General features: G+C 63.4%; 19 protein-coding genes. 3 read left to right on the top strand and 16 right to left on the bottom strand.

Going from position 1 to position 19,423, the window contains the following annotated elements; genetic code table 11:
- Positions 1-76: 76 nt before the first annotated feature.
- From NKH63_RS01220 to NKH63_RS01170, 11 genes are all read right to left on the bottom strand, one after another.
- The gene (locus NKH63_RS01220) at positions 77-1,258 is read right to left on the bottom strand and encodes an aldose 1-epimerase family protein (protein ID WP_352481593.1); all 1,182 of its coding nucleotides are present in this window, start codon (positions 1,256-1,258) and stop codon (positions 77-79) included.
- A 34-nt stretch (positions 1,259-1,292) separates the two neighbouring features.
- The gene (locus tag NKH63_RS01215; RefSeq protein ID WP_352481708.1) at positions 1,293-2,075 is read right to left on the bottom strand and encodes an ATP-binding cassette domain-containing protein; all 783 of its coding nucleotides are present in this window, start codon (positions 2,073-2,075) and stop codon (positions 1,293-1,295) included.
- Positions 2,072-3,052 (bottom strand): ABC transporter permease, encoded by a 981-nt coding sequence (locus tag NKH63_RS01210; RefSeq protein WP_352481595.1) that lies wholly within the window; start codon positions 3,050-3,052, stop codon positions 2,072-2,074. Before NKH63_RS01210 ends, NKH63_RS01215 begins: the two co-directional genes overlap by 4 nt.
- 85 nt (positions 3,053-3,137) lie before the next feature.
- Entirely contained in the window at positions 3,138-4,079 is a 942-nt protein-coding gene (locus NKH63_RS01205; protein ID WP_352481596.1) for a sugar ABC transporter substrate-binding protein, read from the bottom strand.
- Between the two features lie 37 nt (positions 4,080-4,116).
- Positions 4,117-5,031 carry a sugar phosphate isomerase/epimerase family protein gene (locus tag NKH63_RS01200; protein WP_023721280.1) on the bottom strand — a complete coding sequence of 305 codons (915 nt, stop codon included), beginning with the start codon at positions 5,029-5,031 and terminating at the stop codon, positions 4,117-4,119.
- 26 nt (positions 5,032-5,057) lie between these two features.
- Complete coding sequence (locus NKH63_RS01195; protein WP_352481597.1) at positions 5,058-6,161, bottom strand: Gfo/Idh/MocA family protein; 1,104 nt, start codon at positions 6,159-6,161, stop codon at positions 5,058-5,060.
- 35 nt (positions 6,162-6,196) lie between these two features.
- Entirely contained in the window at positions 6,197-7,270 is a 1,074-nt protein-coding gene (locus NKH63_RS01190; protein WP_352481598.1) for an ABC transporter ATP-binding protein, read from the bottom strand.
- Position 7,271: 1 nt separating this feature from the next.
- Entirely contained in the window at positions 7,272-8,363 is a 1,092-nt protein-coding gene (locus tag NKH63_RS01185) for an ABC transporter ATP-binding protein (protein WP_352481599.1), read from the bottom strand.
- The gene (locus tag NKH63_RS01180) at positions 8,360-9,319 is read right to left on the bottom strand and encodes a carbohydrate ABC transporter permease (protein ID WP_352481600.1); all 960 of its coding nucleotides are present in this window, start codon (positions 9,317-9,319) and stop codon (positions 8,360-8,362) included. Before NKH63_RS01180 ends, NKH63_RS01185 begins: the two co-directional genes overlap by 4 nt.
- A complete protein-coding gene (locus NKH63_RS01175; protein ID WP_352481601.1) occupies positions 9,316-10,176 on the bottom strand; it encodes a carbohydrate ABC transporter permease in 861 nt (286 codons plus the stop codon). The genes NKH63_RS01180 and NKH63_RS01175 overlap by 4 nt, the downstream gene beginning before the upstream one ends.
- Positions 10,177-10,252: 76 nt before the next feature.
- Positions 10,253-11,866: an extracellular solute-binding protein gene (locus NKH63_RS01170; protein ID WP_352481602.1), complete on the bottom strand. Its 1,614-nt coding sequence runs from the start codon at positions 11,864-11,866 to the stop codon at positions 10,253-10,255.
- Positions 11,867-12,239: 373 nt separating this feature from the next.
- Here NKH63_RS01170 and NKH63_RS01165 point away from each other — a divergent pair, with 373 nt between their 5' ends.
- Complete coding sequence (locus NKH63_RS01165) at positions 12,240-13,271, top strand: LacI family DNA-binding transcriptional regulator (protein WP_023721287.1); 1,032 nt, start codon at positions 12,240-12,242, stop codon at positions 13,269-13,271.
- 63 nt (positions 13,272-13,334) lie between these two features.
- Here NKH63_RS01165 and NKH63_RS01160 read toward each other — a convergent pair whose 3' ends face one another.
- The 3 genes from NKH63_RS01160 to NKH63_RS01150 are packed head-to-tail and all read right to left on the bottom strand — an operon-like array spanning position 13,335 to position 14,217.
- A complete protein-coding gene (locus NKH63_RS01160; RefSeq protein WP_352481603.1) occupies positions 13,335-13,604 on the bottom strand; it encodes a hypothetical protein in 270 nt (89 codons plus the stop codon).
- Positions 13,595-13,960 carry an ABC transporter substrate-binding protein gene (locus NKH63_RS01155; protein ID WP_352481604.1) on the bottom strand — a complete coding sequence of 122 codons (366 nt, stop codon included), beginning with the start codon at positions 13,958-13,960 and terminating at the stop codon, positions 13,595-13,597. The genes NKH63_RS01160 and NKH63_RS01155 overlap by 10 nt, the downstream gene beginning before the upstream one ends.
- The gene (locus NKH63_RS01150) at positions 13,936-14,217 is read right to left on the bottom strand and encodes a hypothetical protein (protein WP_352481605.1); all 282 of its coding nucleotides are present in this window, start codon (positions 14,215-14,217) and stop codon (positions 13,936-13,938) included. The genes NKH63_RS01155 and NKH63_RS01150 overlap by 25 nt, the downstream gene beginning before the upstream one ends.
- 250 nt (positions 14,218-14,467) lie before the next feature.
- On the opposite strand from NKH63_RS01150, the gene NKH63_RS01145 reads away from it, so the two are divergent.
- Both NKH63_RS01145 and NKH63_RS01140 read left to right on the top strand, forming a co-directional pair.
- Positions 14,468-16,600 (top strand): TonB-dependent hemoglobin/transferrin/lactoferrin family receptor, encoded by a 2,133-nt coding sequence (locus tag NKH63_RS01145; protein WP_352481606.1) that lies wholly within the window; start codon positions 14,468-14,470, stop codon positions 16,598-16,600.
- 2 nt (positions 16,601-16,602) lie between these two features.
- Complete coding sequence (locus NKH63_RS01140) at positions 16,603-17,685, top strand: SIP domain-containing protein (RefSeq protein ID WP_352917615.1); 1,083 nt, start codon at positions 16,603-16,605, stop codon at positions 17,683-17,685.
- Here NKH63_RS01140 and NKH63_RS01135 read toward each other — a convergent pair.
- A complete protein-coding gene (locus NKH63_RS01135) occupies positions 17,682-18,104 on the bottom strand; it encodes an aconitase X swivel domain-containing protein (protein WP_352481608.1) in 423 nt (140 codons plus the stop codon). The two genes, NKH63_RS01140 and NKH63_RS01135, sit on opposite strands and share 4 nt — an antisense overlap.
- A complete protein-coding gene (locus NKH63_RS01130; RefSeq protein WP_352481609.1) occupies positions 18,101-19,348 on the bottom strand; it encodes an aconitase X in 1,248 nt (415 codons plus the stop codon). Before NKH63_RS01130 ends, NKH63_RS01135 begins: the two co-directional genes overlap by 4 nt.
- Between the last annotated feature and the right edge of the window lie 75 nt (positions 19,349-19,423).

Genomic DNA, 19,423 nt, shown 5'->3' with positions numbered 1-19,423 from the left:
CAGCTCGGCCGCGAACCCTCCCCGCTCCGGCCGGGACCAGCCTCCCAACTGGTGTCTCGTATCGTCCTAGCCATTATCACGACCTGCCTCCAAGAACAGGAAAACGGCCCGACGGCTGGGGATAATCCTGCTGCGGCTGCCTGGCGATTGCCGCGATCCGGCTCTCGGCGGCGGCGATCTCGCCGGCGCCGTCGAGAACCCGGAACACCGCATCGTACGAGCGGCTCTCGCCGTGCTCCAGCCAGATCATCTCGCCGCGTTCGCGCGCCGCCAGATTTCCCAGCACATGATGCGTCGACGGCTCGATGCCAAGCGCGTACTGTCCAGCCTGGAAATTCTGCCATTGGTAGGTGCAGGGCAATTGGTCCTTGCGCGTTACCACCTCGAACCCGAGGCCGAGCCTATCGTTGACCACCGCCACCGGGACTTCGCCGGTGCTGCCAGCGCCGAGCTCGTGCTGCCAGACCTGTTCGCTGAAACGCGGCTGCGGCGCCGGGACCGTGCGATAGCCGACCTTTTGCGCCTCATAACGCTCGCCGGCATGCCCGGCCCAAACGACATCCCTTATCGGCGCCAGATAGCGCGCGCCCTCGTCAAGCACCGGATGGCTGACATTGATGTGGTAGAAAAACATATGCGGTGTTCGGTTGAAACCGTGATTGACGACACGGTCCGAAAGCCGGATCTCGTTGCCGCCGACATCGGCCTCGATCCGCCGCAATAGATGCAGATCCTCGCCGAATACAGTCGATTGCTGGACGATGCCTTCGGCCCACAACACGCAGCGGTCGCCGTCCCAGGTCTCGCCGTAGCCACTCAGCCGCGCCGGGATGGTGCTGATGCGGCCATGCAGCGAATGGCGCACCGTCTTCTTCGGCGGATAGTTGTAGGTGTCGGCGGGTACCTCGTTCATGAACAATATATGGTCGAGGCCGCAGGTCAGTAGAAGGCCGGAAAACGACCGCGCCCAGGCCAGCCCGTCCTCGCCTTCATACTCGTGCAGGGCGGGATTGCGAAAGCCGCTCGGCGAATGCCAGCCGATCGCCTGGCCCTTGAAGTCGCAATCGGCGATATCGAGCGCCCGGTCGACCAGCGCGGTGAAGCGCAGGCCCGAGCCGGTGCGGAATTCGAGCATGCGGATGCCGCGCTCGACGCCGTCGCCAAGCGTCATCAGTCGCACGCCGGCGAACTGCGACAGCATGCCCGAGCGTTCCGAGACCTGCCGGCGCGACAGCGTCTTGCCGTAAAGCTCTACCATGTGACGGCCAGTTCCTTCACTTTGCTCCCGTCCTTCACTTGGCTCTCGTCTCCTTGAGCAGGGCCGACATGTCGGCGCCGGTGATGATACTTTCCACGGTCAGCAGGTCGGTGTCGGCGACCGTCTGCTCGGCGACGATCTCGCCGCGCCGCATGACGATGATGCGGTCGGCGACCTGGAAGACGTGATGGATGTTGTGGGTGATCAAAAGCACCGAGTGACCGGCGTCGCGCACTTCCTTGACGAAGCGCAGCACGCCGTGCGTTTCCTCGACGCCGAGATTGTTGGTCGGCTCGTCGAGGATGATGACCTTGGCGGCGAATTGCATGGCGCGCGAGATGGCGATCGACTGGCGTTCGCCGCCCGACAGCGTGCTGACCAGCGCATCGGCGTCGAGCTTCTTCGAGATGCCGACGCGCTTCAAAAGAGCCGAGGCGGCATCGCGCAATTGCGCGAGATCGAGCGGCGCGAACACACCCAGCCATTTGAGGTTGACTGGCTCGCGGCCGAGGAAAAGATTGCGCGCGATGCTGAGGTCCGGTGCCAGCGAGGTGTCCTGGTGGATGGTCTCGATGCCGAGATCCATCGCATCGCGCGTCGAGCGGATGGAGACCTTCTGGCCGCGCACATAGATGTCGCCGCGGTCGACCGGAAACACCCCGGAGATCGCCTTGATCAACGTCGATTTGCCGGCGCCGTTGTCGCCGAGCAAGGCCACCACTTCGCCCTCGTTGAGCGTGAAGGAGGCGCTCTTCAGGGCGCGGACGCTGCCGAAGGACTTTTGCAGGTTGTGCAGCCGAAGCACTTCCATGGTCAGCTCCTGGCGGCGTTCTTCTGCAGCAAAGCGTGCAGAATGAGCATGGCAAGGATGATGACGCCGACGAAGATGTTGTAGGCGAGCCCAGGCACGCCGATCAGCACGATGCCGTTGCGGATGCTGCGCAGCATCAGCGCGCCGACGATGGTACCTAAAATGGTGCCGCGCCCACCGGTCAGCGCCGTGCCGCCGACCACCACCATGGCGATCACTTCGAGTTCGTAGCCGGTGCCGGCCACCGGCGAGGCGGCAGAAATGCGGAAGGCGCTGATCATGCCGGCGAGACCGGCCAGCACCGAGGTCAGGATGAACAGCCAGATCTTGACCGCATCGGCCGGCACACCACGCGCCACGGCGGCGTTACGGTTCGAGCCGATGGCGCTGATCCAGTTGCCGAGCTTGGCGTAGCGCAGCACATAGATCGCCAGTAGCGACAGGCCGATGAACCACCACAGCGAGGTATAGAAACGGAACGTTCCGATATTGAAGCTGCCGGCCAGCAGCGTCACGAAGAACCCTGGCTGGTCCCAGGACTTCAGCGGAAAGCCTTGGGTGATGTAGAGGGCCGCGCCTCGCACCACCAGCAGCATCGACAGCGTCACCAGGAAGGAGGAGATGCCGATCTTGGTGACGATCAGCCCGTTGATCGCACCGATCGCTATGCAGAGCAGCAGGCCGGCCAGCAGCGCCACGCCAATATCCACCCCGCCGTTCTGCACCAGAAGCATGACGACAACCGGCGCCAGTCCGAACACAGCACCAACCGAAAGGTCGAACTCGCCCGCCGTCAGAAGCAGCGTCATGCCGAGCGCTATGATGCCGAGCTCGGGCAGGAACGCCATCATGTTGGAGATGTTGAGCGGCGACAGGAAATTCGCGTCGGCGATCGCGAACACCGCAAGCAGGACGATCAGGATGACGAGCGAAGAGAACTGCGGCGAGCGGATCAGGCTCGACCTGCGTTTGGCACGCGGCATTTCCTCTTCTGCGGCAATTGTCATGACTGCTTGGACCATATCTCAGGGTGACGCCCCCCGCCTGCGCGGCGGGCGTCAGTTCCAATCACTTGTTGTAGAGTTTCAGGATCGGTTCGACGCTCGAGGCGTCGTAGAGGCTGAAAGTGTGGATGTCGTAGCCGATCGGTTCGCCGGCGGCGGCCAACCCGAGCAGCGCCACCGGCATGAAGCCCTGCGCCGACGGGAACTGCCAGGCAGCCGCGTTGACGAAACCGGCCTTGACGGACTCGGCCGTTTCCTTCGAATTGCCCCAGCCGACGACCGGAATCTTGCCGGCCGGCACGCCGGCGCCATCGAACACCCGCTTGACGCTGGCCGCGACGGAATCGCCGAGCGCGATGATTGCCGGCGGATTGTTGGCCACCATGTAGTCCGTCATCTTGGCGATGATGCCGGCCGGATCGGTGCCGCAATCGACCACGTCATATTTGATGCCGAGCGGATCGAAGACGCTGGCAATGCCTTCGGTCTCGAGCTGCTGGTAGCTGGCACCCGGCACTTCGACCGGCAGGAACACCTTGTCGCCCTGCTTCACCATTTTGTGGTCGACCAGATATTTCGCCCAGATGACACCGGCTTCCCTAAGGTCGGCGCCGACATAGGCTTGCCGGCCGGTTGCCGGATCGTCGGTGTTGAAGAACACGATCGGGATGCCGGCCGCCTTCGCTGCCTTGACCTCCTCGGTCCACAGGCCGGGCTGCGCCGAAGTCGTGGCGATGCCGTCCGGCTTGGCGGCGAGTGCCGAGTTGAAGGCTTCCTTCTGCGCCGCCATGTCGCCGCCGCTGAACGAGATCTTGCAGGTCACCTTGAGCTGGTCGCAGGCCTTGGTCGCGCCGGCATTCCAGTCGATCCAGAAGGCATCCGACGGGCCGCCATGCGACAACAGGTAGAACGTCTTCTGGGCGTCCTGCGCCACCGCCGGAGTACCCAGCGTTGCACCGGCTAGAACCGTCGCGGCAGCCGCGATTTTCAACGCGAATTTCAACATTTCTCTTCCTCCCTTGTTTCGTAGCCGAACCGCGCCATCACAGTCCGTTGGCGCGGAATTTCCCATCGAGGAATTTCTTGGCGCGCGGCACGTCGTCTTCCGAAAGATGCTCGATGATGACCGGGATGTTCGGGTGCTTTTCGGCCAGCCGCTTGAGATAAAGGTCGTAGTTCAGCGAACCGAGGCCGGGCGCCGGCAGCTCGATCTCACCGACGCCGCGGAAAGTGTGGCTCTCCAGCGCGTCCTCGTCGCCAATGTCTGCGTGCTTCTCCGACTTGTCGCCGCCGGAACGCTTGACGTCCTTGGCGTGGGCGATCTTGATCTTGTCGGTCAGCGTGTCGAACACCTGGTTCAGGATCTGATCCATCCGGTCGATATTGTGGGTTTCGAAATAGTTGGTCGGGTCCATCAACAGGCCGAGGCCTGGGTGGTCGACCTGCGCGAACATCCTCACCGTCTCCTCGACCGAGCCGACGACATTGTTGACATAGGTTTCGAGCAGGAAGACCGCGCCGTGGTCATAGGCCGTCTGGGCAAGGTCGGCGATGACCTTGCGGCATTCCTCGAACCCTTCCTCGGTCTTGTTCTTCGGGTGATGCACCCAGTCGGATTCGGTGTTGTAGGTACCCGTTTCCGAGATCACGTAAGGGGTGCCGAAATGGCGCGCGTTGCGGATGATCTCCTTCAAATAGCCGACGCGCCTCTCGCGCTCGCCCATATCCGGATGGATGATGTTGGTGTAGCCCGACACACAGCAGATCGGCAGATTGTGGTCGCGGAACGTATCGCGGACGGTCTTGGCCTTGTCCTTGGTGATCTGCCCGGACGACAGGTCGATATCCCTGAAATGCAGGTCGAGCTGCACGGTGTTGAAATCGAGCGCACGGATCTTCTGCGCGGTTTCCTTGAGGCCATACGGGAAATAACCCGTGAAAATACCTGCCTGCATCATGGTGTGAATTCCTCCCTGTAAGTGATTCAGTCAGTTGATATTTCGGAAAGCTTGACCGTCCGGCCTTTGTCGATCGAGCGGTAGCCGGCTTCGACCAGCGCCATGGTCTTGACATTGTCCGCGACGGACAGCGCTGGCGGCTCGCCCGTCTTAACCGCGTGCTGAAGCTGCTCCATGACGCCGATGAAAGCATGCGGGAACCACATCGTGTCCCAGCTGGGTGTCACCCATTGACCATCGGTGGTCTCGGTCGAGGCGTAGGTCAGCGTCGACGCAGCGCCCGTCGGCCAGCCGATGGTGCCTTTGGCGACACCCTTGGTGCCGTCGACGCGCCAGTTGATGTGCTGGTCGTCCTGGTAGCCCTCCTGGCGCGGACCGGACCAGACATCCTCCAGCGATACGGCGAGCACGCCGGACGGGAACCGCAGCGTCGACACGATGATGCCGTCCGAATGATCAAAGCGGGTGCGCGGATCCTTGCGGGTCAGGGTGGTGATCTCCAGGGGATCGCCGAACAAGAAGCGCAGTACGTCGAGATGGTGGACGCTCATATTGGCGAGCGTCAGCCGGTCATAGTCCTCGAGGAAGGTCTGCCAGTGCGGGATCGCATGCATGTCGATCTGGGCGAAGACGATGTCGCCGAGCGCGCCGCTGTCGATGATCTGCTTCAAGACGCGCATCGACTGGTCGTAACGCATGTTCTGGTTGACCGAGAGGATCTTGCCGGCCTTGGCCGCCTCGTCGCGCAGTTTGACGGCTTCATCGAGCGACAGCGCCAGTGGCTTCTGCGCCAGGATCGCCTTGATATGTGCTTGGTTCAGCGCATGGCGGATCAGCGCCGGCTGCTGGTCCGGCGGAAAGGCAAGATCGATGATCTCGACGTTCTTGTCCTCGATGAGTTGTTCCGGCGTGTTATGGACGGTCGGGATATCCCAGCGCTTGGCGACCTTCTCGGCGCTGGCCTTGGTGCGCGAGGCGATCGCCACCACCGGAAAACCGGCTTCCTTGTAGGCGGCAAGGTGACATTCGGCCATGATCATACCGGCGCCGACGCAGCCGATCCTGTATTCCCTGGTGCGGACTTTAACGTCCGGCTCGAAGCCGTTGCCCGCTATTTCTTCGCTTGCCATATGTTCCTCCCGAAGCTCGTTTCTTGCAGCCGCCGTCATCTTGCCAGCGCTTCCCCGCTTTGCCCGAAATAATGCACCCTGCCCGGCTCGCAGGATATCGCCACCATCGCGTCCGGCCTGATGTCCGGCTGGCCGCGCAACAGCGCCCGCAGGCGCGCCTGCCCGGCGGCGAGCGTCACCACGGTGTAGCCGCCGAGCGGCTCGACCTCGAACACTCGCGCCGGGCGGCCCGCGCCCCCGTCCGAGATTCCATCCGACCAGGCCTTGACCTTGATGTCTTCCGGCCTGAGCCCGATCTCGACGGCATCGGCCGGCGCCGCCTTGTCCGCGATGCGGATCGTGCCTTCGGCCGCCTCCACGCCTTCCGCGCCGTGCACCGACTTCAATATGTTCATCATCGGCGAGCCGAGCAGCCGCGCCACATAGGTGCTGGCCGGCCGGTCATAGATCTCGGCCGGCGCGCCGATCTGCCTGATCTTGCCGCTCTCCAGTATGGCCATGCGGTCGGCGACCGACATCGCCTCTTCCTGGTCGTGCGTGACATAGATCAGCGTCTTGCCGAGCTCGCGCTGGATGCGCTTGAGCTCGACGCGCGTCTCCTCGCGCAGCCGGGCGTCGAGCGCCGAGATCGGATCGTCCATCAAATAGGCAGCCGGATCACGCACCAGCGCGCGGGCGATCGCGACGCGCTGCCGCTCACCGCCGGAAAGCTGCGCCGGCGGTTTGTGCAGGATATGTCTGATATGCAGCTTGGCCGCGACATCGGCGACGCGTTTTTCGATCTCGGCTTCTGCCACCTTCCGCTCGACCAAAGGAAAACGGATGTTGTCGCGCGCGCTCATATGCGGGAACAGCGCCAGATTCTGGAACACCATGGCGACATTGCGCTCCGCCGGCGACACCGTGTTGACCGGCTTGCCGCCAATCAGGATCTCGCCCGTGTCCGGGGTTTCCAGCCCGAGCACCAGACGGAGTATCGTCGACTTGCCCGACAGCGGCGGCCCGAAGAAGCAGAAGAACTCGTTGTCGTTGACCGCGAACGAGGCATCGTCGACAGCCAGCGTGCCGCCATAGCGTTTTGTCACATTACGGAAAACGATATCGGCCATCTCAACCTGCTCTCAACGCAAGGCCGGTAGCGGCGTCGAAGACGCGCACCGCCTCCGCCGCAGGCGCGACGACGGCTGTCTGCCCGATCGCCAGCCCGACATCATTGTCGAACACCGCCTTCACCGCGGTCTCTCCCTCGCCAAGATGGATGATGGTGCGCGCGCCGATCCGCTCGACGAAACTCACCGGCATGCAGAGGCCACGGCCGCTTTCGGCCAGCGTCACCTGCTCCGGTCGAAAGCCATAAAACACCTCGCCGCGCATCCGGCTGGCGGCATCGGCGATCTCGACCGGCAGCGGCGGCGTCGCCCCGAGTGGGCCAAGATCGACGACCAGGCCACGGTCACTTTCCGCCAACCAGCCCTTGAGCAGGTTCATGCCCGGCGCACCGATGAAGCGGGCGACGAAGACGTTGGCCGGGTTGTTGTAGACTTCCAGTGGCGTGCCGACCTGCTGCAGCACGCCGTGGTCCATCACCGCGATGCGGTCGGCCATGGTCATCGCTTCGAGCTGATCGTGGGTGACGTAGACCATGGTCTGCCGGAACTGCCGCTGCAGTTGCTTTAATTCGGTCCGCATCACCGCCCGGAAGGCGGCGTCGACATTGGACAGTGGCTCGTCGAGCAGGAAGATCGCCGGCTCCATGATCGCCGAACGGCCAATCGCCACCCGCTGCAATATGTTGACCGAAAGCCGGTCGGCCTTGCGGTCGAGCAGCGGCGTCAGCTGCAGCATCTCGGCAATGGCGCCGACGCGGCGGTCGATCTCGGCCTTTGGTGCGCCGCGCATTTTCGGGCCGTAGGCGAGGTTCTGCCGCACGCTCATATGAGTGAAGATCGCATAGTTCTGGAAGACGAAGCCGACGCCGCGCCGCCCCATCGGCACGCCGGCCATGTCGCGTTCGCCGAACAGGATCTTGCCGCTGGTCGGCTCTTCCATGCCGGCGATCATGTTCATCGTCGTCGACTTGCCGCAGCCGGACGGCCCGAGCAGCGCCATGAACTCGCCGTCGGCAATGGCCAGATCCATCGTCTGCAGCGCAGTGAAGTCGCCAAATTTCTTGACAAGGTTTTGCAGATGGATCGTGCTCATGCCGCCACCTCGCGTACCCGGGCCATGCGTTTCATGGCAAACACAGCGGCGATGGACAGCACGATCAATATGGCCAGCGCGATTGCCGCCACATAGCTCCAGATCAGGTCCTGCGTGGTGAGCTTGTAGATGTAAACGGAGATGGTTTCGGTAGCGACCCCGGGACCGCCGCCGGTCATGATGTAGAGGGTGTCGAATATCTTGAAGTTCTCGATCACCCGGATCGCCAGCGCAATGATGATGATCGTCTTCATCTTCGGCAGCACGATGGTGACGAAGCGCTGCCAGGGGTTGGCGCCGAGCAGCGTCGCCGCCTTGATCTGGTCCTCCGGCACGCCGACCAGGCCGGCAAGCAGGATCAGGAACATTAGCGGCGTCCACTGCCAGATGTCGGCGACCATCACCGCGATCAGCGCCAGCGTCGGATCCGAGAGCCAGGCGATGGTGACGGGAAAGCCTGACATCGCCGACAGGATGTCGTTGACCGGGCCGCCCGACTGAAACAGCATGAAGAACATGTAGCCGGCCACCGCCGGCACCACCATCATCGGCATCAAGAGGATCGAATAGAAGATCCGCTTGCCGGGAAATTCGTCCGCAAACAGCGTCGCCAGCGCGAGGCCGAGCAGGAACTCCGCCGGCACGCAGACGATCATGACGATGGCCGTGCGCTTCAGCGCGCTCCAGAAGCGCGCGTCCGCGGCAAGGTCGGTGTAATTGGCGAAACTGTTCCACATCGACCAGGCATTCCACCAGCCGGTGCCCGACAGCGGCGACCAGTCGGTCAGGCTGATGTAGAGCTGCATCAGCAGCGGGAAGACGGCGATGAACAGCACCAGGATCTGCGCCGGCAGGGTCAGCCGGAATCCGAGCCGCGCGCCCTCGTCCGGCAACACCGACGCCGCCTTGGAGGCTTGCATGTCGCCCTCCGAAATCGTGGCTGTCACCGAGCTCATTGCTTGAGCGCCCCGAAGGTCAGCCCGCGCACCAGATGACGCTGGATGGCGATGCCCAAGATCACCGGCGGCACCGCGGCGATCAGGCCGAGAGCTGCCTTGGCGCCGTAGAGCTGTCCGGTCATCGAGGAGGACAGCGAGGCCATGTAGACCGGGACCGTGACCCATTCGCGCGTCGTCAGAAGCAGCGCAATCAGATAGTCCGACCAGTTGAGGATGAAGACGAACAGCGCGGCACTGGCCAGCGGCGCCCGCATCATCGGCAGCGTGATGCGGGTGAAGACGCGCCACCGCGAACAGCCCTCGACCAGTGCCGCCTCCTCGATCTCGCGCGGCATGTCGTCGAAGAAGGTCTTCATCAGCCAGAAGGCGAAAGGCAGCGTGACGATGCCGTAGATCAGCGACAGCCCCCACCAGCTGTCGGTGAAGTTGAGGAAGGCCCACATGATCATCACCGGGGTCATGACCGCCATCGGCGGAAACAGGCGAAGCTGGATCAGCGCCAGCGGCAGGTTCTGGCCCGAGTTGAAGCGCGACAGCCCGTAGGCCGCCGCTGTGCCCGCCGACATGGCGATCGCCGTGCCGAACGTGGCCGACAGCAGCGACGACAGGATCGGCTTCAAAGCTGTGCGGTCGAGCGCGACGATAAGATTGTTGGTCGATTCACCGAAGACGAAGCGGAAATTGCTGAGTGTCGGGTTCTTCGGCCACCAGGTCAGGTCGGCGCCGGTCGCCGACCATTCGGCGATCGGCTTGAACGCCATCGACATCATCCACAGGATCGGCACCAGCGTCACCGCCATTGCCGCAAAGATCGCGGCATAGCGGAATATCTCGAAAGGAACTGAACGCTTCATCTTGCGGCTTTGCTGGGTCCTTCGTTATCGAGGGGAAGAGCAATCACTCCTCCCCTCTTGGTAAGATCCGGGAGGATCAGGCGATCGGATCGAGAACGGTGGGCCAGGCCTCCTTGTTGGTCTTGATGGCTTCGAGAAGCTTCTCCTCGCCGGTGCGGCGGGCAATCTTCTTCCACTCGGCCTCGGTGTCGGCCATCGCCTGCTCTGCTGTCTTGGCCTTGGTCAGCGCGGCGACGAGGTTCTCGTCCAGCGCATTGTGGAAGGCGGTGGCGCCGGGATAGTTGATGGTGGGCACGGTGCGGGCGACCGTCTCGCGCACCACGTCCATGTGGTAAGCATGATAGGTCTGGCGGACCAGCGGATCGGAGAAATCCGACAGCCGGAACGGATCGAAGTAACCGCCCGGGTTGGCGGTCATCCACGCATAGATGCGACTAGATCCCAGCCATTGCAGGAACAGGTAGCAGGCCTCCGGGTTCTTGGCCTGCGAAGACACCGACGCCGACAGATTGAGCCACAGCACCGAACGGCTGACCAGCTTGCCGTCGATCTCGCGGCCGGGCGGCAGCATCGAGCCGATCTTGCCGGTGACAGCTGAATCCTTGTTGCCGGCATTATCGAGGAATTTCGGCAGATTGGAGAAGGCGCAGGTCATGGCCGCACCGCCCTTTGCGAAATTGCCGTACTGCTCCGGCCAGCCCCAGGAGATCGCATCCGGCGAATGGTGCGCAAGCGACGCGATGTACTCGCTGGTCGCCGCAATACCTTGCTCCGAATTGATCAGCGGCTTGCCGGTATCGTCGAACAAGAACTGATTGGGCGAAGCCATTGAGACATAACGCTGATACCAGTTGGTATAGCCCCAGCCCTGGTTGCGCAGATCGGTCGAGCCGAACAGGCCCTTGTCCGGGCGCTGGAAGAAGGCTGCGATCTCGTCATGCTGCTTCCAGGTCTTCGGCGCCGCCAGTTCATAGTCGTATTTGTCGGAGAAGGCCTTCTTCTCGGCTGCGTCGCCGAACAGATCGGTGCGGTAGACCCAGGTCTGGAAGTCGCCATCCAGCGACACGCCATAGGTCGAGCCGCGATACTGATTGAGCAGCGAGACGCCCTTGGCGCCATTGACATAGCCGCGCTCGGGATCGTCCCATTCCGGCTTGTACTGCGCGACGAAGTCGTCGAGCTTGAGGATGCCCCCGGTTTCGGCGAGGTCGCCAAGACGGTTCCATTCGACCGCGTAGATGTCATACGCCCCACCCTTGGTGGAGATGTCCTGCATCGTCTTGGTGAATTCCTGGCCATTCGGCACACCGACGATCTCGAGCGGAATACCGGTTTCCTTCTCCCAGAGATCCTTGATCGACGGCGCACCGGCCGGAAACGGCTGTGTCAATTGGCCGATCGAACCATCGGACAGGCCAAGCACGATCTTGGCCGGCGCCTTGCCGGCGCCCTTCATCGCCTTGGCCGCCTCAATGGCGCGGCCCTCGGGCGTGTCGGCGCCATATTGATAGCGCTCCGAGCCGTCGAAGCCCGTCGGGCCACCGATCATGCCGGGCGCCAGGGCATCGGCCGCATAGGCACGGCTTGGGCGAATGAATTTCGGTGCGATACCTGCGGCAGCAACAAGGACTGCCGCCTTTCCACCGGACGCCAGCAAACGGCGCCGCGACACGCGGATCAAATTCGACATTGGAACTCCTCCCTCAGGGCCTTGTTCCTCCACGGCCCTTATGATGGATATTGACGGCACTATACGAAGCCTGTCAACATCATAAATAATCAAGACGCCTCATAACATCTCATGGGAGGGGACGAATGGCGTGTATCAAGGCACTCACACTGAAGCCGGTGCTTGAATTTGAGGGAGCCAGGCTGCCCACCTCCTCGCTTTGGTCCGTTTCGGCATTTTGGTGTAGCGCGGCAGCTTGCGTATCGGCCAAGGCTGGTTACATCATTTCCCATCAGAATCGCGGCTGGCGATGAAGCTGCCGCTTCGACAGCGGACCCATGAAATGCGTAATCTCGATGCGCCCTTGGCGCATTTTGGAATGAGGTGATCGACAGTGCGGTCCACCCTGACAGACATAGCCCGGGAAGCCGGCGTTTCCGCCGCTACGGTCGACCGTGTGCTCAACAACCGCGCCGGGGTCAGGGCGCGCACCCGCGAGGTCGTGCTCGAAACGGCGCAACGGCTTGGCTATATCGCTGAAAATTCGAATAATCCGAACTCGCGCAACGCGATACCTGGTGAGGTTATACGGCTCGATTTCGCCCTGCCCGCCGGCACCAATTCCTTCATCAAGATGCTGCACCGCCAGATCGAGGCGCAGGCGCAGTCGCGGCCGGACCTCGACGTCCGCGTCGCCACTATCGAAGGCTTCAATCCGGACCGGCTTGCCCGGCTGCTGCAGGAATTGCACGGACAGACGCAAGGCGTCGGTGTGATCGCACTCGACCATCCGACGGTGCGCGAGGCGATCCGCTCGCTTTCGGCCAGCGGGGTCAAGGTCGTTACCATCGCTTCCGACATCCTGCATGTGCCGCGGGTCGCCTATATCGGCATCGACAACCGCGCCGCCGGCCGGCTCGCCGGCTACCTGCTCAACCGCTTCATGGGTGCAGGGCGTCCGGGCAAGGTCGCGCTGTTCGCCGGTTCGCTCTCCTACCGCGGCCACGAAGAGCGCGAGATGGGCTTCCGCCACATACTGACGGAAGAATCGCCCAATCTGCAGATCGTCGAGATGCGCGAAATGCTCGACGATCGGGAAAAGGCCTATTCGGAGGCTTCCGCCCTGCTGGATCGGCACCCGGACCTGGCCGCCATCTACAATGTCGGCGCCGGCAACACCGGCATCGCCCGCGCGCTACGGGAACGCGGGCGTGCACTGTCGACGGTCTTTCTCGGCCATGAAGTAACGGAAGGCACCAAGGAGCTTTTGCTCGACGGCACGCTCGACGCGGTCATCGACCAGAACCCGCGCGTCGAAGCCCGCGAAGCGCTCAACACCTTGACCCATGCGGTCAGGGGATTGCCTTACGAACTGCACCAGCCAAGGCTGCAGGTGATCTTCAGGGAAAGCATCCCGGAGATCTGAACGGAAGCTTGGGGCAGATGGGGCGCGAGTACCCACTGAACATGACGTCATAAAGTTCATGACTTAGTCGGCGTCTGCTGTCTCCGAATACAGCGCCTGCGCCAGGTCGCGGACTGCATCGGCGGTGCGCGGGCCAAAGCCGACCATATAGGCGCCGTCCAATACGATCAGCGCCTTTGCCTTCGCCGCCGGCGTGGCGCTCAGCGCGCGCGTGGCGAACACCTGCTCGGCGGTGGGTCCGCCCTTGCCGTCGCTCATCATCAGGATGACGTCGGGCGCCATTTCGATCAGCTTCTCCTCCGACGCTGCCTTGTAACCCTGCATTACGGCCATCGATTGATGCCGCCGGCATAGCGGATGATCGCGTCGGCCGCAGTGCCCGCACCGGCAGCACTCAGCCGCACGAGGCCGTGGAAGAACACCACCTTCTTGCGGCGCTCGGCCGGCATTTTCGCGGCCAGGTCGGCAGCGGCCTGGAAGGCGTCGAGCACTTGCCTTGAAACCTTCCTGCCCTTGTCCTCGAGGTGGAGCGAGGCAGCGATCAACGTAATCTTGTGGTCGATGCCTTGAGGACTGTTGTCTTCCGGGACAAGAACAATCGGGATCGCCAGCGATTTGAGCACTTCGATCGCCTCCGGCGGCCCACTGTCTTCGGCCGCCAGGATCAGGTCCGGGCGAAGCGCGACCAAGCCTTCGGCGGACAACTGCGCCGGTAGCCGACATTGGGCTTTTGCGCGACGGAAGCGGGATATTTGCTGCCGCGATCGACGGCGATGATCCGCTCGCCGGCACCCAGCGCATCGACGATCTCGGTAACATCGGAACCGAGTGTCAGGATCCTGGTTCCCGGACCGGTCGCGACGGTGCGCCCCGATGCATCGACAATCGTCTCGGCGGCCAGCGCCTTGAAGCCGCAAGACGGCGCAAGAGCAGAAAGCGCCAGCATCAGCACCGCCACCATCCCGCCCAATTGAAACCAGCGCGTCTGCCTCCACCGTCTACCGCTGCAGACCCCGCCGTTTCGCTGCTCCATTTTAGATAATTCGGTCATGGTCGCGGCCTGTAAAATTAAGTTGACTATTATCATCATGTTTTAATAAGTAGCCCTGCCCGGCCCGCGTGTCGAGGCTTCTCCATCATGCCAGCCAGGGCCAACGGCCGCCGCCAGCAATCTTTGCTTTTCCGGGGCTGCACGCATGAAACTGACAAGCAACAAAACCTTGATGGCGTGCACCGCGCTCGCCTTCGCGCTCGGCCTGTGTGCCGCGCCGCCCGCCGCAGCACAGGAGCCGGAGAAGAAGGGCGCCGCCGCCAAGGCCGACCGGCCGGTCAAGCCGCCCCAGCAGGCCAGGACTGGGCAGAACGAGCCGACCGTGCTCGACCTGATCACCATCTCGGCGACGATGATCAAGACGGCGATCATCGAATCGATGGCCGCCATCAGCGCCGTCGATCAGGAAGAGCTCGAACGCATCCAACCCGACACCGCCGCCGACATGTTCCGCACCACGCCCGGCGTTGCCGCCTCGATGAACGGCGACGATCCGGCGACCGCCATCAACATTCGCGGCCTCGAACAATATGGCCGCGTGGTGGTGACGCTCGACGGCGCCCGCCAGGATTACTGGCGCGTCGGACACGGCTCGGGCTCGTTCTATGTCGAGCCGGAACTGATCAAGGAAGCGACCGTCATTCGCGGCCCGGTCTCGAATGCCTATGGTTCGGGCGGCATCGGCGGCGTCGTCTCCTTCGAGACCAGGGATGCCGGCGATTTCCTCAAGCAGGAGGAACGCTGGGCGCTGAGCGAGAAGCTGGGCTATGAGGATAATGGCGACGGCTTCACCACCAGCACCACCGGCGCCTACCGTTTCAGCGACGACGCCGACATCATCGGCAACCTCATTTACCGCGACCGCGACAGCTACACCGATGGCAATGGCGACACCGTGCCGTGGACCGGCGAGAGCATCACCAGCGGCTATATGAAGGCGACCCTGCGGCCCGCCGACGGCCACGAGCTCAAGCTCGGCGCGATCCTGCAGCGCTACGGCGACCAGGTCACCGGATCGAGCGGCTCGACCTCGCCGACGCTGAGCCGCTACGACACCGACACGACCAACCAGACCTATACGGCTGGCTATACGTGGAGGCCGGACGACAACGAGCTGATCGACCTCAGTGTCAACGCCTACCACAACCGCACGCGCGCCGAGCAGACGCAGGTCTGGCCGGCAACGGCGATCGGCAACTTCCGCTACTACGACCTCGCAACGAGCGGCTTCAACCTGAAGAACTCCTCGCGCTTCGATGCCTGGGAGATCGCTCACACCCTCACCTACGGCCTCGATTACTACTATCTGGAGGCTTCGTCGGACGCCGCGCATTTCGGCGCCGGCGAACAGCAGGGCTATGGTGGCTTCCTGCAATGGCAGGGCGACTACAGCGACTGGCTGCAGGTCATTGCCGCTGTCCGCTATGACGGCTATCAGCTCGACGGCGAAACGAAGACCGTGCCGCCGGCGGAAGCCTCGATTTCGGGCGATCGCTGGTCGCCCCGCCTTACCGTCGGCATGACGCCGTTGGAAGGCTTCCAACTCTACGGCACCTATTCGGAAGGCTACCGGGCGCCGGGCCTGCAGGACGTCTACCGCGGCGGCGGCGCGCATGGCGGCGGCGACAGCTACCAGCCCAATTTGCTTCTGCAGCCCGAAACGGCGAAGAACTGGGAAGCCGGGATCAATCTGAGATATGACGATGTGCTGGCCGCGGGTGACCTGTTTCGTGCCAAGGTCAACGTCTTCCACACCGCCGTCGAAGATTATATCGACGTCGACCTCACTGTGTTGCCGCGCACGGCGATCAACATCGGCGACGCACGGCTGAAGGGCATCGAGGCCGAGGCCGTCTACGATTATGGCTGGGGTTTCGTGAACCTCGCCGGCGCCCTGATCGACGCCAAGGTCGTCAGCGGCGTTTACTCCGGCCAGGCGCTGAACAACACGCCGCTCGACCGCTTCTCGGCGACCGTCGGTTTCCGCATGCTGGAGAACCAGCTCACCGTCGGTGCGCAATATCTCAGCGTCGGCAAGATCACCCGGACAAGCCGCACCAACCCCGACGCGCCGGCCGTGGTGGATGAAGGCTTCGACCTCGTCAACGTCTTTGCCAACTGGCGCATCAACGACCATGCCAAACTCGATTTCGGCGTCGATAACGTCTTCAACACCGCCTACACCGACCCGCAAAGCGCCTGGTCGACGACGGCGGCAACGGAACAGGGCAAGGGCCGCACCTTCAAGGTGGCGCTCACAGGCAGGATCGGAGGTTGAGAATGAGGCAAGCATCAGCGAGCGGACTGGCCTGCGAAGCGCGCTTGAACCTGCGCAACCTGCCGCATTACATCGACCGCATCAGCGACAGGCTGCAAAGCTTCGATGCCGATGCCTCGCGCGAGGGGCAGCGGCTCGACTTCCGCTTCGCCTTCGGCGACGCGTCCCTTGACATGGAGCGGCTGGTGATGCGGGCCAACGCCGCCGACCGCGATGGGCTGGCCCGCATCAAGGACCTGCTGGCTACCGCTGTCGAAGTCTATGCCAAGGAAGAAAAACCCGAGATCGTCTGGACCGGCGATCTCGCCGAAGAAACCCGCCTTGCGCAGTTCCGTGAGATGGTCGTCACCCAGGTCGGCGACCTGACCCCGCATATGCGCCGCATCCGCTTCGCCGGCGAGGATTTGACGCGCTTCGCAAAATTCGGCGGCATGCATATCCGCATGCTGTTCCCGACCAGGGATGTCCCCGATCCGCTCTGGCCCGTGCTTGGCAGCAATGGCTTGCCGGCCTGGCCCTCGGACGACAGGCGCCCGGTAGCGCGCGTCTATACCATTCGAGCCCTCGACGTCGAAAACGGCATCATCGACGTCGACTTCCTAATCCATCCCGGCGACAGCGTCGGCGCCTGCTGGGCCATGCAGGCGGCGCCTGGCATGAAGATCGGCATCATGGGGCCGGTCGGCCGTCCGGTACGACCGGCATCATGGTATCTCATGGGCGCCGACGAAACCGGCCTGCCGGCGCTGGCCCGCATGCTGGAGACGCTGCCCGCCGAGACCAAAGGCGTGGCGTTCATAGAGATCGCCGACGACGGCGAACGGCAGGCCATCGACAACGAGACCGGTATCGAGCTGCATTGGCTGCCGAGAAATAGCGTGCCGGCCGGGCTCGACGACAGGCTGGCGCGCGCCATCCGGTCGGTCGCATGGCCGACCGGTTCGCCATTCGGCTGGTTCGCGGCCGAAGCAGCCGCCGCCAGGACCGTGCGCGAACACTGGCGTGGCACGCTGACGCTCGGCCGCAACGAAACATTGGCGGCAGCCTACTGGCGGCGGGGCGCGGCGGGACTGATGGCCGGCTAGATCTTGCTCACCATCGCTTGGGCATCTTCGCCCAGACCGATTGCGATCCGGTCGCCGGAGACAATGCCTGATATCTCGCAGACGACCAGCGGCATGCTGATTTCGTAGAGGAATTCGGCAACGATGGCGCCGACGGCAAGGATCGGGTCCGGCCGCTCCAGGATAATGCCGGCCGGCGCCGTGCCCCTGCGGATCGCTTCGGCCAGAACCGAAGACGAGGACGACGACCCCCGCCCGCTCGGCATCACCAGGATCTTGCCGGCGATGTTGCCGCCCAGGTCCGGATGCGAATGGTCGATGATGTCGCCCGTTTCGACTTCGATCCCGCCCCAGAAGCTGAGCGCCTGCGAAAGCACCAGCGCCGGGCCTTGTGCCGAGCCGGAAAGGTGGAATGTACCGGTTCTGGCCGGTGCCTTCATGGCGCGCCTCGCACGACGCGGCCGGCCGCAGCCGAGCGGACGCAGTCCTCCATGTCACCGAAGGCCACCGAGGCACCGATATTGCCAGGTGCGTAATGCGCCCATTTGCCCGAATTGGTCATCACCACACCGTCGAGGCGCTCGATGATCGTGGTGACGTAAGTGCAGGTGTCGGCGACCGGAACGAGGCCGAATGCTTCCATGCCGGCCAGTGCGCCCTCGTCCTGCAGCCGCGCCAGCGTGGCACGCCCTGTGTTGACATAGATCGGAACGCCTCTGCCCGGCGCGACCTCGCGCAGCAACGGCAACAGGCGCATCCATTCCTCATGGGAGAAATGCGGCGTGCCTAACGAGACGGCGGCAAGCAGCACGCCGTCGGGGACGCTCGACAGCCTGGCCAGAGCATGGTCGATGTCGGCGCGGCTGATGCGGATTTTTTCCTCCGGCACCAGGCCTTGCAACGCCTGATCGAGAGTCTCCGCCTCCGGCGTGATGCCGACGGCATGAAATAGCGCCACCGCACCCGTCGTTGCCGCTGCCGCCCCCAGTGCCTTCAGTTGGTCCTCGTCGCGCGGCGGCGGCAGGCCCGATATCACCGGAATACGGTCGCCACTCCTTTGCCCGACGATCAGCCCGACGCCGACAAACAGGGCGTCGGTAGGCTCGAGACCGCCAGTCAGCTCGAACAGAACCTGGCCACGCCGGTTTTCGATCAGGTGCAATCCCCAGGCTGGCGCGCGCCCGGTGATTGCGGAGCACAAATCGATAAAATCGCCATAGCGGTTGGTCCGCGCACCGATCACCGAATTGGCAAAGACGATGGCATTGGATTCACCCCAGGCAATCTGCTCGCCAAACCCTGGCCGAAACCGCGTCTGATAAGGCGCGCAGGTGAAGGTCGCCTGGCAGCCGAGTTCCAGATGCGCCTTCATCAGACGGCGCGCCGGCACTTCTTCCGCGGCCGTCATCTTCACCAGTCCGGGATGGATCAGATCGAACGAGCCGACATTCAGCGTCGTTGGCACCCGAACGCGGCCGCCGCCCTCGATCAGCCTTTCGACGAAATCGAGGCTGGCCTGGCCGTGATAGAGGCAGCCGTCGATATGGGCACCGGCAATGTCCAGCAACTTGCGCGCGCCGACCGCCTTCGCGAAGGCGACCAGGATCTTCATGGCGGCAGCCGCTGCCGAGCCTTGCTCGCCATGCAGCATCGACTGGTCGCCCGCATTCAATTCAAGCGACATCGAGTATTCCGCTTCACACTTTGCCCGACCATGCTTTCCCCGATTGCGGACGCCTGGCAAGACTGAAGGATTGGA

The sequence above is a fragment of the Mesorhizobium sp. M0960 genome, assembly GCF_040319055.1.
Classification (GTDB): domain Bacteria; phylum Pseudomonadota; class Alphaproteobacteria; order Rhizobiales; family Rhizobiaceae; genus Mesorhizobium.
The sequence above is the reverse complement of the archived record's forward strand: the minus strand, read 5'-3'. Positions and strand labels throughout refer to the sequence as shown.